Origin of the sequence: Haloterrigena sp. KLK7 (assembly GCF_037914945.1) — an archaeon.
Taxonomy (GTDB): Archaea; Halobacteriota; Halobacteria; order Halobacteriales; family Natrialbaceae; genus Haloterrigena; species Haloterrigena salinisoli.
Window position 1 is genome coordinate 2917378 of the sequence record NZ_CP149787.1, and the last position, 18542, is coordinate 2935919.

Sequence of the window (18542 nt, forward strand, 5' to 3'; positions counted from 1 at the left end):
GATCGGTATTCCCACCGCCTCGACACCGGCAACCGCTCGGCCGACCGGTGACCTCATACGTCTTCCGGAGCAATACACGGGTATGGCTGACATCACGATGTACGAACTGCCCGGCTGTCCGTACTGCGCGAAAGTCCGCTCGAAACTCGACGAGCTTGACCTCGAGTACGACGTGATTGAGGTCCCTCGATCGCACGACGAACGGACCGAAGTCGAGAAGGTCAGCGGCCAGACCGGCGTGCCGGTCATCACCGACGAGGCGAACGGCGTCGATGCCATGTCGGAGAGCGACGATATCGTCGAGTACTTAGAGGAGACGTACGGCGAGGGCGCCGCGTAGGACGCCGGATCGCACGGAAGACTGGTTTTTCGACGGCGGATCGCGCGGGAGTCAGCGGCCTGGCGGAGCGTCGATTCGCGACCGGCTACGCCGCTCGAGGGCATCAGTTCCGCCACAGGAGCCGGTCGAAGAGCAGGTCCATCGCGGTGAGCGTGGGGTAGCCGACGGCGAGGTACACGGCGACGGCGAGGACCGCCTCGGAGACGGTCTCGACGCTCGAGCCGTAGTTGAACGCGAGCAGCGCGGCCGCCATACCGCACGTCAGGAGCGCGCGCCGGCGACTGGCGAGAGGGACTGCGGACTGTCTCGGCATCGGGTTCCGATCGATAGTTATTCCACTGCGATGAAAGGTATTGCCATCGAATCGATTCGGTGGCGAGAGCGAGGGCGGGACTGCAGGAATGGAGAGCGGAGGAACGGAAACGGCGACGTCAGGCGGCCTCTTCGCGGTCGGCGCGCTCCCGGATGACCTTCCGGAGCTCGGCCGCGTCGCGGAGCTGCTCGAGTTCCTCGCGCTCGACCAGCGCGGTGCCGTCGACGGACTCCTGTTTGGCGCGGTCGACGACGTAGACCGAGTGGGTGTGGGTGACGTGGCCGATCGAACTCATGATCCGGGCGCGCTTCTCGGCGGCCTTCGTGAACTCGGAGTGGCCGGTGAGCACGACGTCGTCGTCCTTCTCTTCCTCCTCGTGGCTGACGGCCTTGAACGGCGAGCGGAGCGTCGGGTGGACCTCGTAGCCGGCCCGGGTGAGGACGGCGACGACCTCCTCGTCGTCGGGGTCGGCCTCGGGGTCGTCCGGCGTCGCCTCCGTCTCGTGGACGTCGTCGGCCCCCTCGAGGACCGAAACCGGGCTCGTCAGCGGCGCGTCGAACAGGTCCTCGAGCTCCATCGCGACCTCGACGGAGGCGTTCATCCCGTCCTCGTACTTCGAGACGGTCCGCCGGGAGACGCCGAGTTCGTTGGCCAGTTGGCCGAGGCTCCAGTCGCGGTCCTGCCGTTCGTCGGCGAGTAAGTCGCCGTCGATGTTGACGTAGAGACCGCCGGGCGCCGCGTAGATCAGCGGCGGTACCTCCTCGATGAACAGGTTGTACGCCGTGTCGGGACTGAGGACGGGGACGCCGTGACGGAAGTAGGTCACGTCGGGTTTGAGGTCCTCGTCGCGACTCCGCAGGCCGATGACCAGCGGCGTCGCGTCGAGGTAGGTGCCGAGCCGTCGCATCTCGTGGCCCGTCGCCTCGTTGAACGCGTCGATGTTGCCGAGGATCTTGACCAGAATGAGGTCCTCTCCCCGGCGCGCAGCGATATCGAAACTCTTCGGCCGGATCGCACACCGGTCGCTGACCACGAATCCCGCGTCCTCTAACATCGCGGTTACGTTGCCGACCAGTGCGGAGCGGGACATACGGGTACGTAAGCTATTCCTCGTATAAGACGTTTTCCCCGGGATATCCGGGTGCCGTGTCGCGGTTCGCGCCCGTATCGCCAGTATACTTATATACCGGTTTCCGTTCCCCGGCGATGATAGGTCGGTACCGTGTCTCGATTCGCCGCCGATCGCGGTATCGAGACGGATCCGTCCCGAAAGGCGTTACTCGGCGCCGGCCCAATCGCCGTCGATGACCGTCGTCGGACTCGACGATACCGATTCCCGCGACCGCGGGATGTGTACGACCTACGTCGCCGCGCGGATCGCCGAGCGACTGCGACGGGGAGGCACCGCGGTCGAGCGCTGCCTGCTCGTGCGACTCAATCCCGCCGTCGAGTACAAGACGCGTGGGAACGCCGCGCTGGCGATCCACACCGACGCCGACCCCGATCGAGCGTTCGATATCGCTCGCGAGCGCCTCGAGTCGCTGGCCGAAACCGCCGACGAGCGGACCCATCCGGGGCTGGTCGTCACCGACGACGCGCCCGACGCCGTGGCCGACGACGTGAGCGCGTTTACCCGGCAGGCGATTCGGGACCACCTCGAGATCGCCGACGCCGTCGCGCTCCTCGAGCGCCGCGGCTACCGCTCGTGGCACGTCGGCGACGGTCGCGGACGGATCGGCGCGCTGGCCGCCGTCGGTGCCTGGAACGCCCTCTCGGAGTGGACCACCGAGTACATCTCCTACCGCGAGTCCGACCGCTGGGGGACGCCGCGCGACGTCGACCGCGAGAGCGTCTTCGCCGCCGCCGATCGGGGCTACCCCGACGTCTGGGACACGGTCGACCGCGGCGAAGGCGAGGCCGTCTGCGTTCCCCACACCCCCGGGCCGATCCTCCACGGAATCCGCGGCGACGATCCCGACGCCGTCCGTGACGTCGCCGACCGCATCGAGAGCGAACCCGTCGCCTCGAGCCAGTCGTTCGTCACGAATCAGGGGACGGACGTCCACCTGCGGAAGGGAACCCTCGAGTCGGTCGCCGACGGCCGCGCCTATCGGGTCGACGGCCGCGTCGCCAGCGACCCCGAGACGCGTCGCGGCGGGCACGTCTTCGTCGACCTCGAGGGCGAGACGGGTACCTGCGACGGCGAGCCCCGACGCCTCGAGTGCGCCGCTTTCGAACCGACGAAACGGTTTCGCGACCGCGTCCGGGCGCTCCGGGTCGGCGATCGGCTCACCGTCTGCGGCGAGGTCGCCCGCGGGACGCTCAAACTCGAGAAGTTCGCGGTTCGGGACCTCGTGACGACCGAGCGCGTGACGCCGACCTGTCCGGACTGCGAGCGCCGGATGAAGAGCGCCGGCCGGAATCAGGGCTATCGGTGCCGGGACTGCGGGACGAGCGCCGACGGAAAGGCGGAACGTCCGCTCGAACGCGACCTCGAGCGGGGCTGGTACGAGGTCCCGCCGTGCGCGCGACGCCACATCGCGAAGCCGCTGGTTCGGGGCGGGTTCGACGCGCCGACGCACCCCGAACGATAGTCCCGACCGTCAGAAGATGCTCCGCCGACTGGGGGCGGCGCTCGAGGCGGTTCCGACGGCGGAACCGGGGAGTTCCCCGACGCAGTCGGAACAGTACCGGTAGCCGAGGTCGTTCTCCGCGCCACAGTCGGGGCAGACGACCGTCCCCGCGTCTCGGTCGACGGTCGCCTCGCGCTCGGCGGCGGCGCCGGCCCGGAGCGATCCGGGCAGATAGCGCGTGAGGGTCCCGACGAGCACCAGGTGGACGGCGAACAGCAGCACGGATCCCAGGACGACGGTTACTGGATCCATACCTACTAGGAAATTCTGCCGAGGTCCATTTGAATGTGACGCCGCGAGAGCGATTGCCGACGATCGGTGCCTCGATCCACGCCACCTCTGACGATTCAGTCAGTTATCGATCCCGATCGATTCGGCAATTATTTCGTTCATCGACACGATTCGAAAGAAGAAATGATATACGAGCGATAGCTATGTGCCGAGTATGGTTTCAGTACTGACCCGACGCCGACTCCTCGGCGTGGCGGGCGGGTCCCTGCTCGGCGCTTTCCTCCTCGGTCCCCGCGTCGGCGGGTCGGACCACGTCGATCCGGACCTCGAGGCGGGATGGCGACAGCCGCGCGCGGACTCGAGAAACGTCGCGTGGACGGCCGATCCCGGCCCCGGAGCGGACGGAACGGTGGGGTGGCAGCTCCCGCTCGATACCTACCGTCGGTTCGAGCACGCCGGACTCGCGCTCGCCGACGAGACGCTTTTCGTCCCGACTCACCGATCGCTCCGGGCGCTCGACGTCGAGAACGGGACCGAACGGTGGCGATACGCGTATCGGGAGTCCGCGTCGGGAGGGCTGTTCGACCGCCCGCAACTCGACACGGAACCGCGGGTCCGCGACGGCGTCGCCTATCTGGTGTTTCAGACCGGCGTCTGCGCGCTCGACCTCGACTCCCGACGACTCCGCTGGCGCTACGACCTCGACAGCGGCGCCGACGGGCTCCACCTGTTCGGGAACACGGTGTACGTGACGGGCCGCGTCGACGGCGACGATCGACTGGTCGCCCTCGACGCGGACACCGGCCTCGAGCGCTGGCGCAGAACCGGGCGCGTGGTCCCGCTGGCCGCCCGCAGCGGGCTTCTCGTCGGCGCGCGCTACGACGACGGGCGACTGCTCGGGCTCGAGCCCGAAACCGGAACGCGACGCTGGCTGAGCGGCGCCGAGATCGGCGCCTCGTCGCTGATTCGGAGTCAGGTCGCCGCGGTCGACGATCGCGTCGTCGGTATCGAATCGACCGGCGACCTGACCGCCCTCGAGGCGGCGACCGGCGAGGGTCGCTGGACCGTCTCGGACGCCGCCGCCGACCCGAACACGTATTGGCGTTCCATCGCCGTCGATCCGGCAGAGCGAGCGGTCTATCGGTCCCATCCCGATACGGGCGCGATCGCTCGGATCGATTTCGAGGGCGACGAGGCGTGGCGGACCGACGAGCCGGCCCTCGAGTTCGGCGTCAGCGTCGGCGGCGAGACCGTCTACGCGTCGACGACCGACGGCCTGCTCGCGCTCGAGGCCGACTCCGGCGACGAGCGGTTCCGCGTCTCGATCGACGGCGGCGCGACCGACCCGCTCGGCAGCACGCCGCTGATCGACGGTGACCGCGTCTACCACCTGCTCGGCGAGACGGTCTCCGAGGTGCGTCCGCGATGAGCCGCGCGACCGACGTCGCCGGCCGAGTCGGCCGGACGCTCCTGATCGCGGTTCTCGTCTCGCCGGCCGTCTGGCCGGTCGGGGAGCTGCTCACGTCGGCGGGCGAACTGACGGGCGCGGCCGTTCCGAACTGGGTGGTGCCGATCGGCGTTCTCGGAGTCGCGTTCGTCCTCGCGGAAACGTACGACGGACCGACGGAACGGCTGTTACCGACTGCGCTCCTGACCGCGGTCCTGTTCGTCGGCGCTCAGTGGCTCGTCGGGCTCCGCGGAGCGAACGCGATTTCGATGCGACTGCTGGCGGCCAACGCCCTCGTCTATCTGGCCGCGCTCTCCGGCGCGATCGCGATCACGTTCGAGACGGGACTGTGGCAGCGGATTACGTCCCGGTTCGGCGGAGCGGACGTCGACACGGGCGAGTGATCGTCGTCGATTCCCCGTCTTCGACTCGTCCGCCGCGGTTCCGAACGCCACCGCCGATCATCCGGTCAGTCGAGCGCTGCGATCCCAGCCGCGGCGCTCGAGGCGGCGCAACAGGTTCGCGACCACCGACAGGAGCGGCAACTCGAGCAGGGGACCGATCACCAGCGCGAGCGCGATCAGCGGTTCGTTCGGGAAGGCGACGACGGCGATGGCGAGCGCGGTCGGCGAGTTGCGCGAGAGGATCGTGCAGTTGAAGCAGGCGACCTCGCGGTAGGAGAAGTCGAGCACCCGACCGATCGCGAGCCCGACGGCGAAGTTGACGGCGTAGAACGCGAGGAGCGGCGCCGCGAGCAGGACCAGCACGTCCGGGCGCTCGAGGACGAGCCGACCCTGCGAGGCGAACATCGCGGCGACCGCGAGCGCGAGGAAGACGATCTGGACGGGGCCCAGTTTCGGCAGGAAGACGTCCGTCAGCCACTGGCGGCCCCGCAGTCTCGTCAGACCGTACCGCGCGACCGCGGCGAGGGCGAGCGGGACGACCAGGACCAGCACGACTCCCTCGAGGAGGATTCGCAGTCGGAGGTCGACGAGCGTGCCCGCGAAGAGATAGAGGTAGACGGGCAGCAGGACCAACTGGAGCACGAGGTTGTACGGCAACAGCGACGTCGCCAGCGGGACGTCCCCGTTGGCCAGATCGGTGAAGATCAGATACCAGTCGGTGCAGGGAGTGACGAGTAACATGAGCAACCCGACCCACAGCGCCGGGTGCTCGGCGAGGAAGACGGCCCCGAGCCCCACCGCCAGCAGCGGGTTCCAGACGAAGTTCACCGCGAGGCTCGAGCCGACGACCCGTCGGTTCCCGAAGGCCCGTCGCAGCCCCTCGAGGGGGATGCCGGCGAAGGAGGCGAACAACATCACCATCAGGAACGGGAAGATGAGCCGGTCGGCGAGGACGGGTACGCCGGACACCTGCGCGGCTCCGAGGCCGACGGCGATCCCCGCCATCACGAACAGCGTCTGGAACCGTTCGAAGGCGTTCACGGCCGCCAGTACGGACGGTCGGGTTGAGTGGATGTCGGTCTCGCCGCTTCGATCGAGTCCTCGAGTCGGGGGACCAGTAGACGGACGGAGACGACGACGTCAGCGACGGAACTAGATGGGTTCGGGGAGACGACTGCGAGTTAACGAGAGGAAGGCCGCGAGTCAGCGAATACTGATTCCGCGACGCGCGAGGTAGTCGCCGACCGCCTTGATCTCGACGGGGCTGCCGATGATCCGACACCGCCGGTCGTCCTCTCGGACGACGGTCACGGTGAACTCGTCGGAAAGCGGCGGCTCGAGGTCCGCGAGGGTCTCCCGCGGAAGGACGATCTGTGTGCTGTCGCGAAGCCGCGCCGCGTCTGGCATCGCTTACTCGCTATCCAGTGGCGTCGTTTATGCATGTCGAATTCACTTATGAGAATTACCCGTACCGAGTAGTACGAGTCGATGATCGTCACGGAATCGAAGGCACCGCCGGTCGGATACTCCATCGGTGGTACCCGATCGCGGTCGGCGCGGTCCGCTCTCTGCGGCGACGATATCCGTCTATCGGCCCGTCGTCAGTGGCTCAGTTACTCGTATTCGGGGCCGGAATTATATGTGTAACTAGATAAAAATTGCCTGCATGTAGCGCATACTCAAGTTTCTATTCCGGTCCACGTTGATCTGTTATGTTCGGCAACGACGCTGAGGCGGGAGTCGACCGACGATCGTATCTCACGGGCAGTGCCGCACTGGGTCTGCTCTCACTCGGCGCTGGCAACGCGGTCGGTAGTGGAGACCGGCGAGACCAGACCGAGACGAAAGCGAAAGAGCAGCGTGTGAGGGAGATCGACGAGTGCACGACGATTACCGAGTCCGGCCGCTACGAACTCGTGACCGATCTCACCGCCGCGCCGGGTGACACCTGTCTCGAAATTCGAGCGAGTGACGTCACGCTCGACGGTAACGGTCACACTATCACCGGACGGGATGCGGCCGCGCCCGCTGACGACCGGTTCCCGTTCGATTCGGGTAGCACGGGTGTGCTCGTGCGCCCGCCCGGAAGCGAGACGCGGCGAACGTGCGGAACGGAGCGCGATCTGTCACGAGTCTCCGTGGAGAACCTCATCGTGGAAGGCTTTCACACTGGTATCGCAGTGTACGAGACGGCGAAGGCCGAACTCGTGGGGACTCACGTGAAAGAGACCAGTCACGGCATCTTCCTCTTCCGAGCGATCGGTAGCGTTCTCTCGAGGAACCGCGCCGAGAGTAACAGCGAAACCGGCTACTCCCTGCTCGATGCGAGCGAGAATATTCTCAAAGAGAACGAGGCAGTCGGTAACAGCGACGCCGGGTTTCGACTGGACCGGTTCAGTACCGGATCGACCGGAAATCTGCTGCTCGAAAACGCGGCCGCGGACAACTTCTCAGACGGGATTCGAATCACGGATTCCGACTCGAATGCCGTGAAGAGAAACGCGACCTCCGGTAGCGCTACCGGGATCGCTATCGAGGACTCTCGGAAAATCCTCGTCGAGAACAACGACGCGGGTGCGCTCGACACGGCGATCTACCTGACCGGTGCAGCGGAGAATACGCTGTCGGGTAACGATGCGGTGACGGAAACCTTCGGTATCCGTCTCTCCGAATCACATCGAAACGCGATCGCTACCAATGACAGCAGTCGAATCTCTCTCGAGTCGTCCCATCAGAACACGCTGAAACGCAACAGTGCGAGCGGAATACAGGGGATCGTACTCGACCGATCGCACGAAAACACGCTCGAAGGCAATACGGCGAACGATTCCCTCTCTGCGGGTATTCTTCTCTCCGAATCACACGAAAATCGCCTGCTGAAGAATACTGCCGACGAGAACAGGACGTACGGGTTCCGGTTGGAGAACGCCAGTTGGAACACCGGTCGCGGCAATAGTGCTCGGGACAACGGCGACGGTCCGATCGAAATCGTCGGCGGTGACGGCAACGAGATCGAAGTCAACGGCGTCCGGTACACCGACGATGAGTTCGATTCGCAAAACGCGGGGTCGTCGAACTGAGAACGCACAGCTGCGTTTCGAATCCCCTGTCGTTTCCGACGCGACGTGCGATTCTCGAAAGTGTTTTTCGGCGCGGGCGGTTGGACACTAGCAAATGGGGCTCGAGGAGGAGATCGAGGAGATCGAAGACGAAATCGCCAACACGCCCTACAACAAGTCGACCGAGGCCCACATCGGCCGGCTGAAGTCGAAGCTCGCGGAGAAGAAGGAAAAGCTCCAGAACCAGAGCTCGGCCGGCGGCGGCACCGGCTACTCCGTCGAGAAACACGGCGACGCCACCGTCGCCCTGGTCGGCTTCCCGAGCGTCGGCAAGTCGTCGCTGCTGAACTCGCTGACCAACGCCGAAAGCGAGACGGGCTCCTACGAGTTCACGACGCTGGACGTCAACCCCGGGATGCTCCAGCACCGCGGAGCGAACATCCAGATGCTGGACGTCCCCGGGCTGATCGAGGGCGCGGCGTCGGGCCGGGGCGACGGCCAGCAGGTGCTGGCGGTCGTCCGGAACGCCGATCTCATCGTCTTCATGCTCTCGGTGTTCGAGATCGACCAGTACGACCGCCTGCAGGAGGAGTTATACGACATCAACATCCGCGTCGACCGGGAGCCGCCGCGTGTAACCGTGCGCCCGAAGATCAAGGACGGCATCAAGATCACCTCGAGCACCGAGCAGGACCTGGACGAGGAGACGATCAAGCAGGTCCTCCGCGAGCACGGCTACGTCAACGCCGTCGTCAACCTCCAGGAGAACGTCACCATCGACCGCCTGGTCGACGGCCTGATGGAGAACCGCGAGTACATTCCCTCGATCACCTGCGTGAACAAGGTCGACCTGATCGATCCCGACTACAAGGAGACCGTCGACGCGCAGTTGCGCGAACGCGACCTCGATCCCGAGGACGTCACCTTCATCAGCGCCGAGCAGGAGAAGGGCCTCGAGGTGCTCAAGGACCGCATCTGGGAGAACCTGGGTCTGATCCGCGTCTACATGGACAAACCCGGTCGCGGCATCGACTGGGAGGAGCCGCTGGTCATCGAGCGGGGGACGACCGTCGGCGAGGCCATCGAGAAACTCGGCGGCGAGATGGAAGAGCGGTTCCGCTTCGCCCGCGTCACGGGCCCCAGCGCCACCCACGACCAACAGCAGGTCGGGAAGGACCACGTCCTCGAGGACGAGGACGTACTGAAGCTGATTCTGCGCCGGTAGAAGGCGTACGAACCCGAAACTGACGACTGTGAGGCGTGATCGACGTCATTTCTATTCGGCTGTAATTCCTACTGGATTCGATACTGCGGGTCTCATATTACGCACAGATATATCGAACGATAGGTCCGGCAGCGGGTAATCTCCCACACGAGCGGCGTTCGATGTGATACAGTTATTGATCAGACAGTATTCGAACCGGAACGATGAAAAATATCCGGCGGCCCCAAGACTAGTAGATATGATTGCTATCGGGTGGCTCTCACAGGTGGTCGATTGGCTCGGGCAGTTGATCGATTCAGGGATACTCTCGCTCGTCCCGCCGCTACTCGCGATCGTCCTCGCGATCGTAACCCGCCGACCGATGTTCTCGCTGTTTCTCGGTATCTGGTCGGGCGCGGTCATCCACACCGGCGGCCTCGGCATCGCACAGACGTTCGACTGGATCGTGGACGCGATCATCGCTGACGACGGTTTTCACGTCCAGATTCTCGTGTTCACGCTCCTACTTGGTTCCGGCGTCGCGCTCATCTGGCGGCTCGGCGGCGCGATCGCCGTGCGCGACTGGGCGACCGAAAACCTCCGGTCCCAGCGGGCCGTCGGGCTGACCACGTGGGGTCTCGGAGTCCTCATGTTCTTCGACGACTACGCCAATACCGCGATCGTCGGAAGCACGATGCGCGAAATCTCCGACGAGCTGCGGATCTCCCGCGAGAAGCTCGCGTACATCGTCGACTCGACGGCCGCGCCCGTCGCGACGCTGGGCATCTCGAGTTGGGTCGCGTTCCAGCTGTCCCTGATCAGCACCGCGTACGAGGACATGGGCGTCGCGGACGAGGCACCTAGCGCGTTCTGGACCTTCATGGGGTCGATCCCGTACAACACCTACGCCTTGCTGGCGATCGCCATGGTCGGCATCGTCGTCTACACCGGTCGGGACTACGGCGAGATGCTCGACGCCGAGCATCGGTCGCGCACGACCGGTGCGGTCAACCGCGAGGGCGCACAGCCGCTCCAGAAGGTCGAGGAGGACCTGGGCGAACCGATCGACGATCGACCGATGCTACGGACGTTCTTCGCGCCGGTCGCCGTCCTGATCGCGGTGACGCTCGGGAGAGCGTTCTGGACGGGGTACCAGACCTGGCAGTCGAGTCAGGCCGAAGCGGGTGCACCGACGTCGATAGGGGCCGCTATCGAGGGCGACGGGGCCGTCGACGTGCTATTCTCGACCATTCAAGTGCTGATCGACATCGTCGGCGAAGCCGCCTTCGCGCCGGCGCTGATCTGGGGCTCGTTCGCGATGGTCGTCGCCGCGATCGCGATCGGGATCGGCTACGGACTCTTCGACATCGGCGACGGCGTCGACACCGTCATCGACGGCTTCGGCATCATGCTGACGGCGGTAACGATCCTCGTGCTCGCGTGGACGATCAGTAGCGTCGCCGAAGTGCTCGGAACGGGCGAGTACGTCGCCACCGTGGCCGAGCCGTACATCACTGCGGAGTTGCTCCCCGTCCTCGTGCTGTTCGTCGCGGCGTTCGTCGCGTTCACGATGGGGTCGTCGTGGGCGACGATGGGACTCGTGACGCCGATCGCCATCCAGATCGCCTACGAGTTCGGGAGCGGGTTCGAACTCGTTCCGGTCGCCGTCGGCGCCGTCTTCTCCGGCGCGATCTTCGGCGACCACGCCTCGCCGATCTCCGACACGACGGTGCTTTCGGCGACGTTCAGCGGTGCCGACCTGATCGACCACGTCCGCACGCAACTCCCCTATGCCGCGACCGTCTTCCTCGTGGTCGTCGGCTGTTACCTGCTCAACGGCTACCTCGGCGTGCCGCCGTTCGTCTTCCTGCCGCTCGGCGTCGTCGCCCTCGTCGGCCTCGTCGTCGGCCTCTCGAACCTCGACGCCGACAGAAAGGGTCTCGAGCCGGTCGCGACCGATCCGGTGGCCGATAGCGCAGAGCCCGATGCCGAGATCGGCGCGGATTCGACCGAACGGAACGAATAGACCGCCGCCTTCGCCACGCTTTTTGAGGTCGCAGGCGTTCTCTCGCGTATGGACGGAACGCTCGACCACACGATGATCCGCGTCTCGGATCTCGAGGAGTCGCTCGACTGGTATCAGACCCACCTCGAGTACGAGGAGAAGGATCGCTTCGAGGGCGACGGCTTCACGATCGTCTATCTGGGGCCCGAGGACATGCACGAGGACGGCGCCATGCTCGAGATCACCCACAACGAGGGCGAAGAGCCCGAACTGGGCGATGCCTGGGGCCACATCGCGGTGCGAGTGCCGGACGGCGAACTCGAGGACTACTACCAGCAGCTGATGGACGAGGGCGTCGAGGACTACCGCGATCCCGAGTCCTGCGGCGGGAGTTACGCGTTCGTCAAGGACCCCGACGGCCACGAGATCGAGATCGTCCAGCGCGACCCCGACGAGGGCGCGCTGTGGTCGATCGACCACACGATGATCCGCGTCGAGGACGCCGACGAGGCGCTGGGCTTCTGGACCCGCAAGTTCGAGTACGACGAGGTCGGCCGCTGGGAGGCCGACTCCTTCGCGAACTACTTCGTCGAGCCTCGAGACGCCCCGCCCGAAGCGATGTCCGTCGAGCTGACGTACAACTACGACGGCCGCAGCTACGACATGGGCGACGCGTGGGGCCACCTCTGCGTCCGCGTCGACGACCTGAACGAAGATTGGGACGCTCTGCTCGAGCGAGAGGCGCCCGACTACCGTGATCCGGAGAGCAACGACAACATGTACGCCTTCACTACGGATCAGGACGGCCACGAGATCGAACTGATCGAGCGCGACCTCGAGGCCGACTCGCTGTTCCCGTTCTGATTCGGTCGGAACGCGTTTCGACGGACGGCCGCTTCCACCGCTTGCCGATCGCTCGCCGTCCCGGAGGTCGCTGTCGATGTCGACTGGTCTATGACGATCGCGCCAGTACTCAGGACGTTCGTCGTTGCGGTCGCTGACCGCGTCCGTTACCGTTCCCATTTCTTCTCGAGTGTAACACCGACGCGAAGGAGACGCTGCTCGTCGTCAATCGAAGTGGATTCGACGTGCCGTGCAGTCGACCGAGCGTCTCACTCGCTCGAGGCCCCTGCCGTCTGAGTCTCGGATTCTGCGGACCGCTCCTGAAGCCGTTGTTCGGCCGCGTCGCGGTCCTCCGGATAGCCGATGTCGGTCCGCCGGCCGTCCATTCGGACGGCGTCGACGGTCCGTCCCGTCGGCGACGACGTGTATCAGTCTACTGTCGGGGCTTCTCTCGGGCCGCCGGCAGACACTCCTCGCTGCAGTAGTGGTACTCGAACACGTCCTCGCCGTCGCGGACTCGCCACGTCAGTCGCCGGTCGCGGGGACCGATCTCGGCGTCGCAGGTGCGACACGTCGACGTCTCGCGGATTCGGTCGCGACTCGAGGGCAGCGCGGGTCCGTCGTGCAGGTGTTCCTGTTCCATACGGAGACGAGACGGACGACCGACTAAGCCGGTCGGCTGAATCACGGTACGCCTTATACCGAGTCAGCGAGGACGGCGGTAGTTGAAACGACAGGGACTCGAGGAGGAACAACGACGGCGACAGACGGTCGCGGGGGTGAACTCCCGGCCGCGCGCGACTACCGGAGCAACTCGAGCACCGTCAGGGTCTCGAAGGGGAACGACTCGTCGGCGACGGCGACGGCGCTGAAGCCGTGCTCGCCGGCCTCTTCGACTACCTCGTCGACCCCAGTCAGACTGCTAACCAGTAGGTAGACCCTCCCGTCTGGCGCGAGCACTCGACCGACGTCCGCGAGGAAGGGATCGATGACGGCGCGGCCGTCCTCGCCGCCCGAGAGGGCGCGTTCCATCCAGTCGTCCCACTCGTTGTCGGGATCGGTCGGCAGGTACGGCGGGTTGAAGACGACCGCGTCGAGGGCGCCGTCGGCGACGGGGGCGACCAGATCGGCTCGGACCGCCTCGAGGCCCGACTCGCGGGCCTGTCGAACCGCGTGGGGGTTCAGGTCCGCGGCGATCACGCGCGCGGGCGTGTCGTCGTCGATTCGGCCCGCGACGTAGCCCGACCCGGTGCCGACCTCGAGGACGACCGAGCCCTCGTCGGCGTCGGCGAGGCGTTCGCAGGCCGCGTCCGCGAGGAGGTGCGAGTCCTCGGCGGGCTGGTACACGTCCGTCTCCACGTCCCGTCGGTCTTCGAGTCCCATTCAATCGTCCTCCGTGCGCGTCATCCGTTTCGCCTCTCGCTCCGTGCCGTCGCCGTCGTCCGCTCGCCCGGCGTCGCTCGCTCGAGGGGGCCCCTCGTTGATCCGGAAGCCGTTCGTCTCGGCCCGACCGGACAGTTCGCGCTGCGGGTACGGGATCTTGATCTCCTCGTCCTCGAAGGCCGTCTTGATCGCGTTGATCGCGTCCGTTCGGGCCTGCCAGCGACGTCTGGCGGACGGGCTGTCGATCCAGAACCGCACGCCGATGACGACCGCCGAATCGCCGAAGGACTTACTGACGACCTGGGGCGACGGCGCCGTGAGCGACCGATCGAGATTTTCGACCGTCGTCTTGGCGATCTCCGCGGCCCGATCGACGTCGCTCTCGTAGTCGACGCCGACGTCGATCTCGATACGCAGCCGGCCGCGCCGCGAGCGGTTCGTGACCGCGCTCGAGGAGATGACGTCGTTGGGGATCATGATGTACTCGCCGTCGAACGACTGGATGCGGGTGTTGACGATCGAGATGTCGGTGACGATCCCCTCGTGATCCTCGACCTCGATCCAGTCGCCGATCTCGAAGGGGCGGTCGAACATCAGGACGAAGCCCGCGAGGACGGTTCCCAGCGTCTGGCGGGCGGCCATACCGACGACGATACCGAGGAACCCGGCCCCGACGAGCAGGCCGCCGAGGTCGTCGACCCAGACGCCGAGGACGACGACCAGCGACACCGACCAGATGATCACCTGCGAGATCCGGTGGGTGACCTCCCGCTGGTGGTCCGTGACCGCCGACGCCGAACTCAGCACCTCCGTGATGATCCGCTTGACGAACCGCGTGACGATCAGCGTCCCGATGACGAGGATGAACGTGACCGCCGCCCGGACGAAGACGGTCTCGTCGAGCCCCAGCCCCTCCGAGTAGAGCGTGTAGACGTCGCCCGTGAGGCCCCACACCTCGAGGACGACGCTGAGGGCGATCACGCAGGTCCCGATGAGGAGGGCCGTCGAAGCGATGTCGCTGTACAGCGGTTTGGTCCGCTCGCAGAGCCAGTCCTGCAGCCGCCGATAGGACAGCAGGACGGCCAGTAGGGCGGCGACCGCCGCGACCGTCACCGCGATCCGGAACTCGGTTCCGAACGCGTCCGACAGCCGGTTGAGAGCGGTCAGTGGCACGGACATAGGTTCACGCGTCTCTCGAGCGAATGGTTCCCGCAGGCTTGTGTATCCGTCGGTCGAACGCGATCGGGGTCGGGCCGATTCGCGTTCGTCCGGCGGCGCGTCTCACCGCTCGCCGTGCCACCGTCACTGGCCCTCGCCGATCTCACTGACCTCGGCCGCGAGCTCGGCCAGCGCCGCGAACTCCGCAGGCGCCATCGCGTCGGCCCGCTTGCGGAGGATCTCCTCGTCGGCCGCCTCGACGACCGCGTCGGGCGCCTCGAGCCCGGAGATGTGCGCCGTGTTGCGGATCGCGTTCCGGATCGTCTTCCGGCGCTGGGTGAACAGCGCCTTCACGAACCGCAGGAAGAAGGCCTCGTCGCCGACCTCGTAGTCGGGGTCGCGGGGCTCGAGGCGGACGACCGCGCTCTCGACGGCCGGCGGGGGCGAAAAGGCCTCCTTGGGGATCGTCTCGACGATTTCGGGCGCCGCGTAGTGCTGAGTCGACACCGAGAGGCGGCCGTAGTCGGACGTCCCGGGCTCGGCGACCATCCGGTCGGCGAACTCCCGCTGGAACATGAGGACGAGGGGGCGCCCCTCGGGAAGCAGGCGGAAGGTGATCTCGCTCGAGACGCCGTAGGGGAGGTTCGAGACTGAGGCCGTGAAGTCGGGCAGGTCGACCGCGAGGGCGTCGCCCTCGATCACCGTCAGCTCGTCGGCCGCGATCTCGTCGGCGAACTCCTCGCGGAGGAAGTCGGCGAGGTCGGGGTCGCGTTCGACGACCGTCACCGCGTCGCCCTCGTCGCCCGTCGCCAGCAAGCGATCGGTCAGCGCGCCCGTCCCGCCGCCGATCTCGAGCAGGTGGCTCGTATCGGCGCCGATTTCTTCGAGGTGAGTCGGCAACCGGTCCAGCACCCGATCGTCGATCAGAAAGTGCTGGTCGCGGTCCGGATCGCCGCGGACGCCCGCCCGGGCGATCAGTCCGTCTGGATCTCTCATTGACTGCGTTTTCGCGGGGACGGGTGTAAACGCACCGTCTCGCGGTTCCGATACGGTGTGGAACTCGAGCGCTCGCTTCGGTGGGCGGCCGGCAGCGAGGTGTCACGAAACGGGGCGCTCGGCACCGCTTCCGGCCTGAGACCGGTTCCGACGACCGATTACGCGACCCTGGCGCGATCGGAGTTCGGGTGACGTGCGGTACCCGAATCGGGGCCGACGGGTCCCGCGGAAGCGCCCAGCGGACGGCGACGATCCGCCGCCGCGCGTCCACCGTGTTGGTCACTGACGGGTCTTTCAGTGAATCGAACCAGATCAGTTTCGACGGTGCCGGTGGAACGCCTATGCGATGCGTTATCAGAGACCAGCCATCTCGCTCGTCCTCCTCGCGGTACTGGCCGGCGCTGCCGGTCCGGTCACGGCTCACGAAACGCGGACCGTCGAGGGGTACGACGTCACCTTCGGCGGGGCAGAAGAACCCCTCATCACGGGCGAACGAATGTGGTTGGAAGTCGAAATCGTCGATAACGAGAGCGGCGAGCCGGTCACGGGACAGGCCGAAGCGCTGCGGATGTACGTCCAGAACGAGGGGAACGAGAGGGTCGAAATCGACCTCAGCGAAGCGCACGGTGAAGACGGGGTGTACGAGGCACCGGTCGTCTTCACGGAGCCCGGTGAATACGTCGTCCATCTAGAGGGAAGCATCGGAGACACCGAGGTTCACACTCACTTCGAAACGGAGGTCCACGACCGGAGCGAGATCGAATACCCCGGTGACGACTCGCAGACCGTCAACAGCAGTGACGATTCACGGACCGCCGACAATCAGACTGAAGCGGCTGCCTTCGGGTTCGGTAGCGTCGCGGTCGCCGTAACGGGTATCGCGGGGATCGGTGGCGCGCTCCTGACGTACCGGCACCGCTGACCCGTCTCACCGGTGGTGCTCCCGCCGAAGGCGGGAGTCGTCCTCGCCGGATTCCTCTCCAACGAACGAGAGCGCGAAAAACCCGTGACCGCGCTCGAGCGAAGCCGTTCGCTACTGGTTCTGCTCCTGCTCGCGCCGGCCGACGAACGTCTGGTACTTCAGGTCGTCGTCGCGCAGTTCCTCGAGGATCCGTTCGACGAGGATCTCGTCGGGATCGTGTAGTCCCGAGACGCGTTCCGAGAGCTCCTCGAAGCTCTCGAAGGGCTTGCGCTTTCGTTCGTCGAGGATGCCGTTGCGGAGTTTCTTCCCGATCCCGGGCAGGAGGTTCAGCTGGTGGAGCCGCAGCGTGATCGGCTGGGCGTCGTTGTAGAAGTCGACGAACCGCTCTTCGTTCTCCTCGACGAGGTCCGCGACGACGTACTCGAGTTCCGACTGGGCGCCCGAGGAGAGGTCTTCGTAGTCGACCCGCCGGGCTTCGGTGACCACGTCGCGTTCGGCGGCGGGTTCGACGACGACCTCGCTGCCGATCGTGAGTCGCTCGTCCTCGTCGAACGCGACCTGATAGAGCTCGAAGTCGTCGATCTCGAGGGCGTAGCCGGCCGGCGATTTCTCGTACTGTGGACGGCTGTCGTCCGAGAGCCCGTGCGCGAGATAGTCCAATACGACTGCGCGACGGACGTCCGCCTCGCCGCTATCGGATTCAGTCATTGTCATAACCGTACGGCGACGGCGTACTTAAAGAGTCGGCCCGCAGTCAGGCGTACTGGGCGACGACGTTGAGGATCTCGTCGAGTTCGTCACCCGACAGCGAGTACCGTTGCTGTGCGTACACCGAGCGGAGCTCGTCGCGGTTGCGCGGCAGGAGGTTGGCGATCTTGTACGCCGTCGGTTCGTCGACCTTCTCCAGCTCCTGGAGCTGGTCGACGAGTTCCTGTGCCTCCGCGGGCTCGAGGACGGTAAACCGGTTGACGTGCTCGACTGCGCGTGCGAGCTCGTAGGGCAGTTCCCGATCCTCGTCTAGCGCCCGTTCGGCTTCGATGTCGGCGAGCAGCTCCTTCGTTTCCGAGACCGTGAGGAACTCCTCGTCGACGATCTCCTTGAAGATCGTCATGCTCGCTCAGATCCGGGACTTCTCTTGGTTCTGGGCGCGCATGTGCGCGGCGGTGACGATCAGCGTCTTCTCCTTGCCGCTGTCGCTGATCTGGACCTTGAAGGCGTCGCCCTGTTTGCCGACGACTTCGCCGGTCTGACCGTCGAAGCGCGGGTGGAAGCGTCCGTTAGGGACGCTCGGGTCGATCTTCAGGTGGACCTTTTCGCCTTCCTCGTACTCCTGAATCGCGCGCTGTGGCGACGAGGTACCGCGGTCTCGAGGTTCGTTCGCGAGTTTTCTTCGGGATCCCTGACGAGGGCCATTAGAGTTCGGCATAGTCGTACGACGGTGTTGTCCGGTCGGCGTTATAAAACGCACGTATTCGTACGGCCGCGGCAGCGACGCCCGGATCGGCCCGCAGTCGGCCGGTAGTGACGGCGAACTCGGGCGGCGACAGGAGCCGTTCACCGGCCGGAGAGCGGTGGGTCGGCCGGTTCCCGCTCACTGGGAGCGT

At 66.0% G+C, this 18542-nt stretch carries 21 protein-coding genes and 1 pseudogene; 9 read left to right on the forward strand and 13 right to left on the reverse strand.

All coding sequences use genetic code 11. The features are described from left to right. Window positions 1-82: 82 nt before the first annotated feature. Window positions 83-340, forward strand: coding sequence for a glutathione S-transferase N-terminal domain-containing protein (locus WD430_RS14355; RefSeq protein WP_339103112.1), 258 nt, complete (start codon window positions 83-85; stop codon window positions 338-340). A 103-nt stretch (window positions 341-443) separates the two neighbouring features. On the opposite strand, the gene WD430_RS14360 is transcribed toward WD430_RS14355, so the two are convergent. Together WD430_RS14360 and WD430_RS14365 are read right to left on the reverse strand one after the other, a co-directional pair. Continuing rightward, window positions 444-593 carry a hypothetical protein gene (locus tag WD430_RS14360; protein ID WP_339103113.1) on the reverse strand — a complete coding sequence of 50 codons (150 nt, stop codon included), beginning with the start codon at window positions 591-593 and terminating at the stop codon, window positions 444-446. Window positions 594-771: 178 nt separating this feature from the next. Continuing rightward, complete coding sequence (locus WD430_RS14365; protein ID WP_339103114.1) at window positions 772-1743, reverse strand: transcriptional regulator; 972 nt, start codon at window positions 1741-1743, stop codon at window positions 772-774. Between the two features lie 214 nt (window positions 1744-1957). On the opposite strand from WD430_RS14365, the gene WD430_RS14370 reads away from it, so the two are divergent. Further along, on the forward strand, window positions 1958-3247 hold the full coding sequence (locus tag WD430_RS14370) for a tRNA(Ile)(2)-agmatinylcytidine synthase (RefSeq protein WP_339103115.1): 1290 nt from the start codon (window positions 1958-1960) through the stop codon (window positions 3245-3247). A gap of 9 nt (window positions 3248-3256) precedes the next feature. Here the strand turns inward: WD430_RS14370 and WD430_RS14375 are convergent, their stop codons facing one another. Beyond that, on the reverse strand, window positions 3257-3538 hold the full coding sequence (locus WD430_RS14375) for a zinc ribbon domain-containing protein (protein WP_339103116.1): 282 nt from the start codon (window positions 3536-3538) through the stop codon (window positions 3257-3259). Between the two features lie 193 nt (window positions 3539-3731). Here WD430_RS14375 and WD430_RS14380 point away from each other — a divergent pair, with 193 nt between their 5' ends. Beyond that, window positions 3732-4946, forward strand: a complete 1215-nt coding sequence (locus tag WD430_RS14380) for a PQQ-binding-like beta-propeller repeat protein (RefSeq protein ID WP_339103117.1) — start codon at window positions 3732-3734, stop codon at window positions 4944-4946. Then, window positions 4943-5368 carry a hypothetical protein gene (locus WD430_RS14385; RefSeq protein WP_339103118.1) on the forward strand — a complete coding sequence of 142 codons (426 nt, stop codon included), beginning with the start codon at window positions 4943-4945 and terminating at the stop codon, window positions 5366-5368. The genes WD430_RS14380 and WD430_RS14385 overlap by 4 nt, the downstream gene beginning before the upstream one ends. Before the next feature lie 57 nt (window positions 5369-5425). Here the strand turns inward: WD430_RS14385 and WD430_RS14390 are convergent, their stop codons facing one another. Both WD430_RS14390 and WD430_RS14395 read right to left on the reverse strand, forming a co-directional pair. Next, a complete protein-coding gene (locus WD430_RS14390) occupies window positions 5426-6409 on the reverse strand; it encodes an arsenic resistance protein (protein ID WP_339103119.1) in 984 nt (327 codons plus the stop codon). 162 nt (window positions 6410-6571) lie between these two features. After that, the gene (locus WD430_RS14395; protein WP_339103120.1) at window positions 6572-6775 is read right to left on the reverse strand and encodes a hypothetical protein; all 204 of its coding nucleotides are present in this window, start codon (window positions 6773-6775) and stop codon (window positions 6572-6574) included. Window positions 6776-7080: 305 nt separating this feature from the next. On the opposite strand from WD430_RS14395, the gene WD430_RS14400 reads away from it, so the two are divergent. The 4 genes from WD430_RS14400 (at window position 7081) to WD430_RS14415 (ending at window position 12500) form a co-directional block, all read left to right on the forward strand. After that, complete coding sequence (locus WD430_RS14400; protein ID WP_339103121.1) at window positions 7081-8448, forward strand: NosD domain-containing protein; 1368 nt, start codon at window positions 7081-7083, stop codon at window positions 8446-8448. A 94-nt stretch (window positions 8449-8542) separates the two neighbouring features. After that, complete coding sequence (locus WD430_RS14405) at window positions 8543-9652, forward strand: GTP-binding protein (RefSeq protein WP_339103122.1); 1110 nt, start codon at window positions 8543-8545, stop codon at window positions 9650-9652. A 238-nt stretch (window positions 9653-9890) separates the two neighbouring features. After that, window positions 9891-11657 carry a Na+/H+ antiporter NhaC family protein gene (locus WD430_RS14410; protein WP_339103123.1) on the forward strand — a complete coding sequence of 589 codons (1767 nt, stop codon included), beginning with the start codon at window positions 9891-9893 and terminating at the stop codon, window positions 11655-11657. 48 nt (window positions 11658-11705) lie between these two features. After that, on the forward strand, window positions 11706-12500 hold the full coding sequence (locus WD430_RS14415) for a VOC family protein (RefSeq protein WP_339103124.1): 795 nt from the start codon (window positions 11706-11708) through the stop codon (window positions 12498-12500). 248 nt (window positions 12501-12748) lie between these two features. Here WD430_RS14415 and WD430_RS14420 read toward each other — a convergent pair. The 5 genes and pseudogenes from WD430_RS14420 to WD430_RS14440 form a co-directional block, all read right to left on the reverse strand. After that, window positions 12749-12892 (reverse strand): annotated as a pseudogene (locus tag WD430_RS14420) (UTP--glucose-1-phosphate uridylyltransferase); the annotation flags it as partial. 20 nt (window positions 12893-12912) lie between these two features. Further along, window positions 12913-13122: a hypothetical protein gene (locus WD430_RS14425; protein ID WP_339103125.1), complete on the reverse strand. Its 210-nt coding sequence runs from the start codon at window positions 13120-13122 to the stop codon at window positions 12913-12915. Between the two features lie 158 nt (window positions 13123-13280). After that, on the reverse strand, window positions 13281-13862 hold the full coding sequence (locus tag WD430_RS14430) for a HemK2/MTQ2 family protein methyltransferase (RefSeq protein WP_339103126.1): 582 nt from the start codon (window positions 13860-13862) through the stop codon (window positions 13281-13283). Further along, complete coding sequence (locus WD430_RS14435) at window positions 13863-15041, reverse strand: mechanosensitive ion channel family protein (RefSeq protein WP_339103127.1); 1179 nt, start codon at window positions 15039-15041, stop codon at window positions 13863-13865. Between the two features lie 123 nt (window positions 15042-15164). After that, entirely contained in the window at window positions 15165-16016 is an 852-nt protein-coding gene (locus tag WD430_RS14440) for a 16S ribosomal RNA methyltransferase A (RefSeq protein WP_339103128.1), read from the reverse strand. A gap of 346 nt (window positions 16017-16362) precedes the next feature. On the opposite strand from WD430_RS14440, the gene WD430_RS14445 reads away from it, so the two are divergent. Next, window positions 16363-16938: a FixH family protein gene (locus tag WD430_RS14445; protein ID WP_339103129.1), complete on the forward strand. Its 576-nt coding sequence runs from the start codon at window positions 16363-16365 to the stop codon at window positions 16936-16938. 111 nt (window positions 16939-17049) lie between these two features. Here WD430_RS14445 and WD430_RS14450 read toward each other — a convergent pair whose 3' ends face one another. The 3 genes from WD430_RS14450 to WD430_RS14460 are packed head-to-tail and all read right to left on the reverse strand — an operon-like array spanning window position 17050 to window position 18364. Further along, window positions 17050-17646 carry a DUF655 domain-containing protein gene (locus WD430_RS14450; protein ID WP_339103130.1) on the reverse strand — a complete coding sequence of 199 codons (597 nt, stop codon included), beginning with the start codon at window positions 17644-17646 and terminating at the stop codon, window positions 17050-17052. 46 nt (window positions 17647-17692) lie between these two features. Next, complete coding sequence (locus WD430_RS14455) at window positions 17693-18049, reverse strand: RNA polymerase Rpb4 family protein (protein WP_339103131.1); 357 nt, start codon at window positions 18047-18049, stop codon at window positions 17693-17695. A 6-nt stretch (window positions 18050-18055) separates the two neighbouring features. Continuing rightward, a complete protein-coding gene (locus tag WD430_RS14460; protein WP_339103132.1) occupies window positions 18056-18364 on the reverse strand; it encodes a 50S ribosomal protein L21e in 309 nt (102 codons plus the stop codon). Window positions 18365-18542: the final 178 nt, after the last annotated feature.

Excerpts from the sequence above, each read along its gene's own strand:
- WD430_RS14355 (WP_339103112.1), top strand. The coding sequence starts at position 83 with ATGGCTGACATCACGATGTACGAACTGCCCGGCTGTCCGTACTGCGCG.
- WD430_RS14360 (WP_339103113.1), bottom strand. The coding sequence starts at position 593 with ATGGCGGCCGCGCTGCTCGCGTTCAACTACGGCTCGAGCGTCGAGACC.
- WD430_RS14365 (WP_339103114.1), bottom strand. The coding sequence starts at position 1,743 with ATGTCCCGCTCCGCACTGGTCGGCAACGTAACCGCGATGTTAGAGGAC.
- WD430_RS14370 (WP_339103115.1), top strand. The coding sequence starts at position 1,958 with ATGACCGTCGTCGGACTCGACGATACCGATTCCCGCGACCGCGGGATG.
- WD430_RS14375 (WP_339103116.1), bottom strand. The coding sequence starts at position 3,538 with ATGGATCCAGTAACCGTCGTCCTGGGATCCGTGCTGCTGTTCGCCGTC.
- WD430_RS14380 (WP_339103117.1), top strand. The coding sequence starts at position 3,732 with ATGGTTTCAGTACTGACCCGACGCCGACTCCTCGGCGTGGCGGGCGGG.
- WD430_RS14385 (WP_339103118.1), top strand. The coding sequence starts at position 4,943 with ATGAGCCGCGCGACCGACGTCGCCGGCCGAGTCGGCCGGACGCTCCTG.
- WD430_RS14395 (WP_339103120.1), bottom strand. The coding sequence starts at position 6,775 with ATGCCAGACGCGGCGCGGCTTCGCGACAGCACACAGATCGTCCTTCCG.
- WD430_RS14400 (WP_339103121.1), top strand. The coding sequence starts at position 7,081 with ATGTTCGGCAACGACGCTGAGGCGGGAGTCGACCGACGATCGTATCTC.
- WD430_RS14405 (WP_339103122.1), top strand. The coding sequence starts at position 8,543 with ATGGGGCTCGAGGAGGAGATCGAGGAGATCGAAGACGAAATCGCCAAC.
- WD430_RS14410 (WP_339103123.1), top strand. The coding sequence starts at position 9,891 with ATGATTGCTATCGGGTGGCTCTCACAGGTGGTCGATTGGCTCGGGCAG.
- WD430_RS14415 (WP_339103124.1), top strand. The coding sequence starts at position 11,706 with ATGGACGGAACGCTCGACCACACGATGATCCGCGTCTCGGATCTCGAG.
- WD430_RS14425 (WP_339103125.1), bottom strand. The coding sequence starts at position 13,122 with ATGGAACAGGAACACCTGCACGACGGACCCGCGCTGCCCTCGAGTCGC.
- WD430_RS14430 (WP_339103126.1), bottom strand. The coding sequence starts at position 13,862 with ATGGGACTCGAAGACCGACGGGACGTGGAGACGGACGTGTACCAGCCC.
- WD430_RS14435 (WP_339103127.1), bottom strand. The coding sequence starts at position 15,041 with ATGTCCGTGCCACTGACCGCTCTCAACCGGCTGTCGGACGCGTTCGGA.
- WD430_RS14440 (WP_339103128.1), bottom strand. The coding sequence starts at position 16,016 with ATGAGAGATCCAGACGGACTGATCGCCCGGGCGGGCGTCCGCGGCGAT.
- WD430_RS14445 (WP_339103129.1), top strand. The coding sequence starts at position 16,363 with ATGCGTTATCAGAGACCAGCCATCTCGCTCGTCCTCCTCGCGGTACTG.
- WD430_RS14450 (WP_339103130.1), bottom strand. The coding sequence starts at position 17,646 with ATGACTGAATCCGATAGCGGCGAGGCGGACGTCCGTCGCGCAGTCGTA.
- WD430_RS14455 (WP_339103131.1), bottom strand. The coding sequence starts at position 18,049 with ATGACGATCTTCAAGGAGATCGTCGACGAGGAGTTCCTCACGGTCTCG.
- WD430_RS14460 (WP_339103132.1), bottom strand. The coding sequence starts at position 18,364 with ATGCCGAACTCTAATGGCCCTCGTCAGGGATCCCGAAGAAAACTCGCG.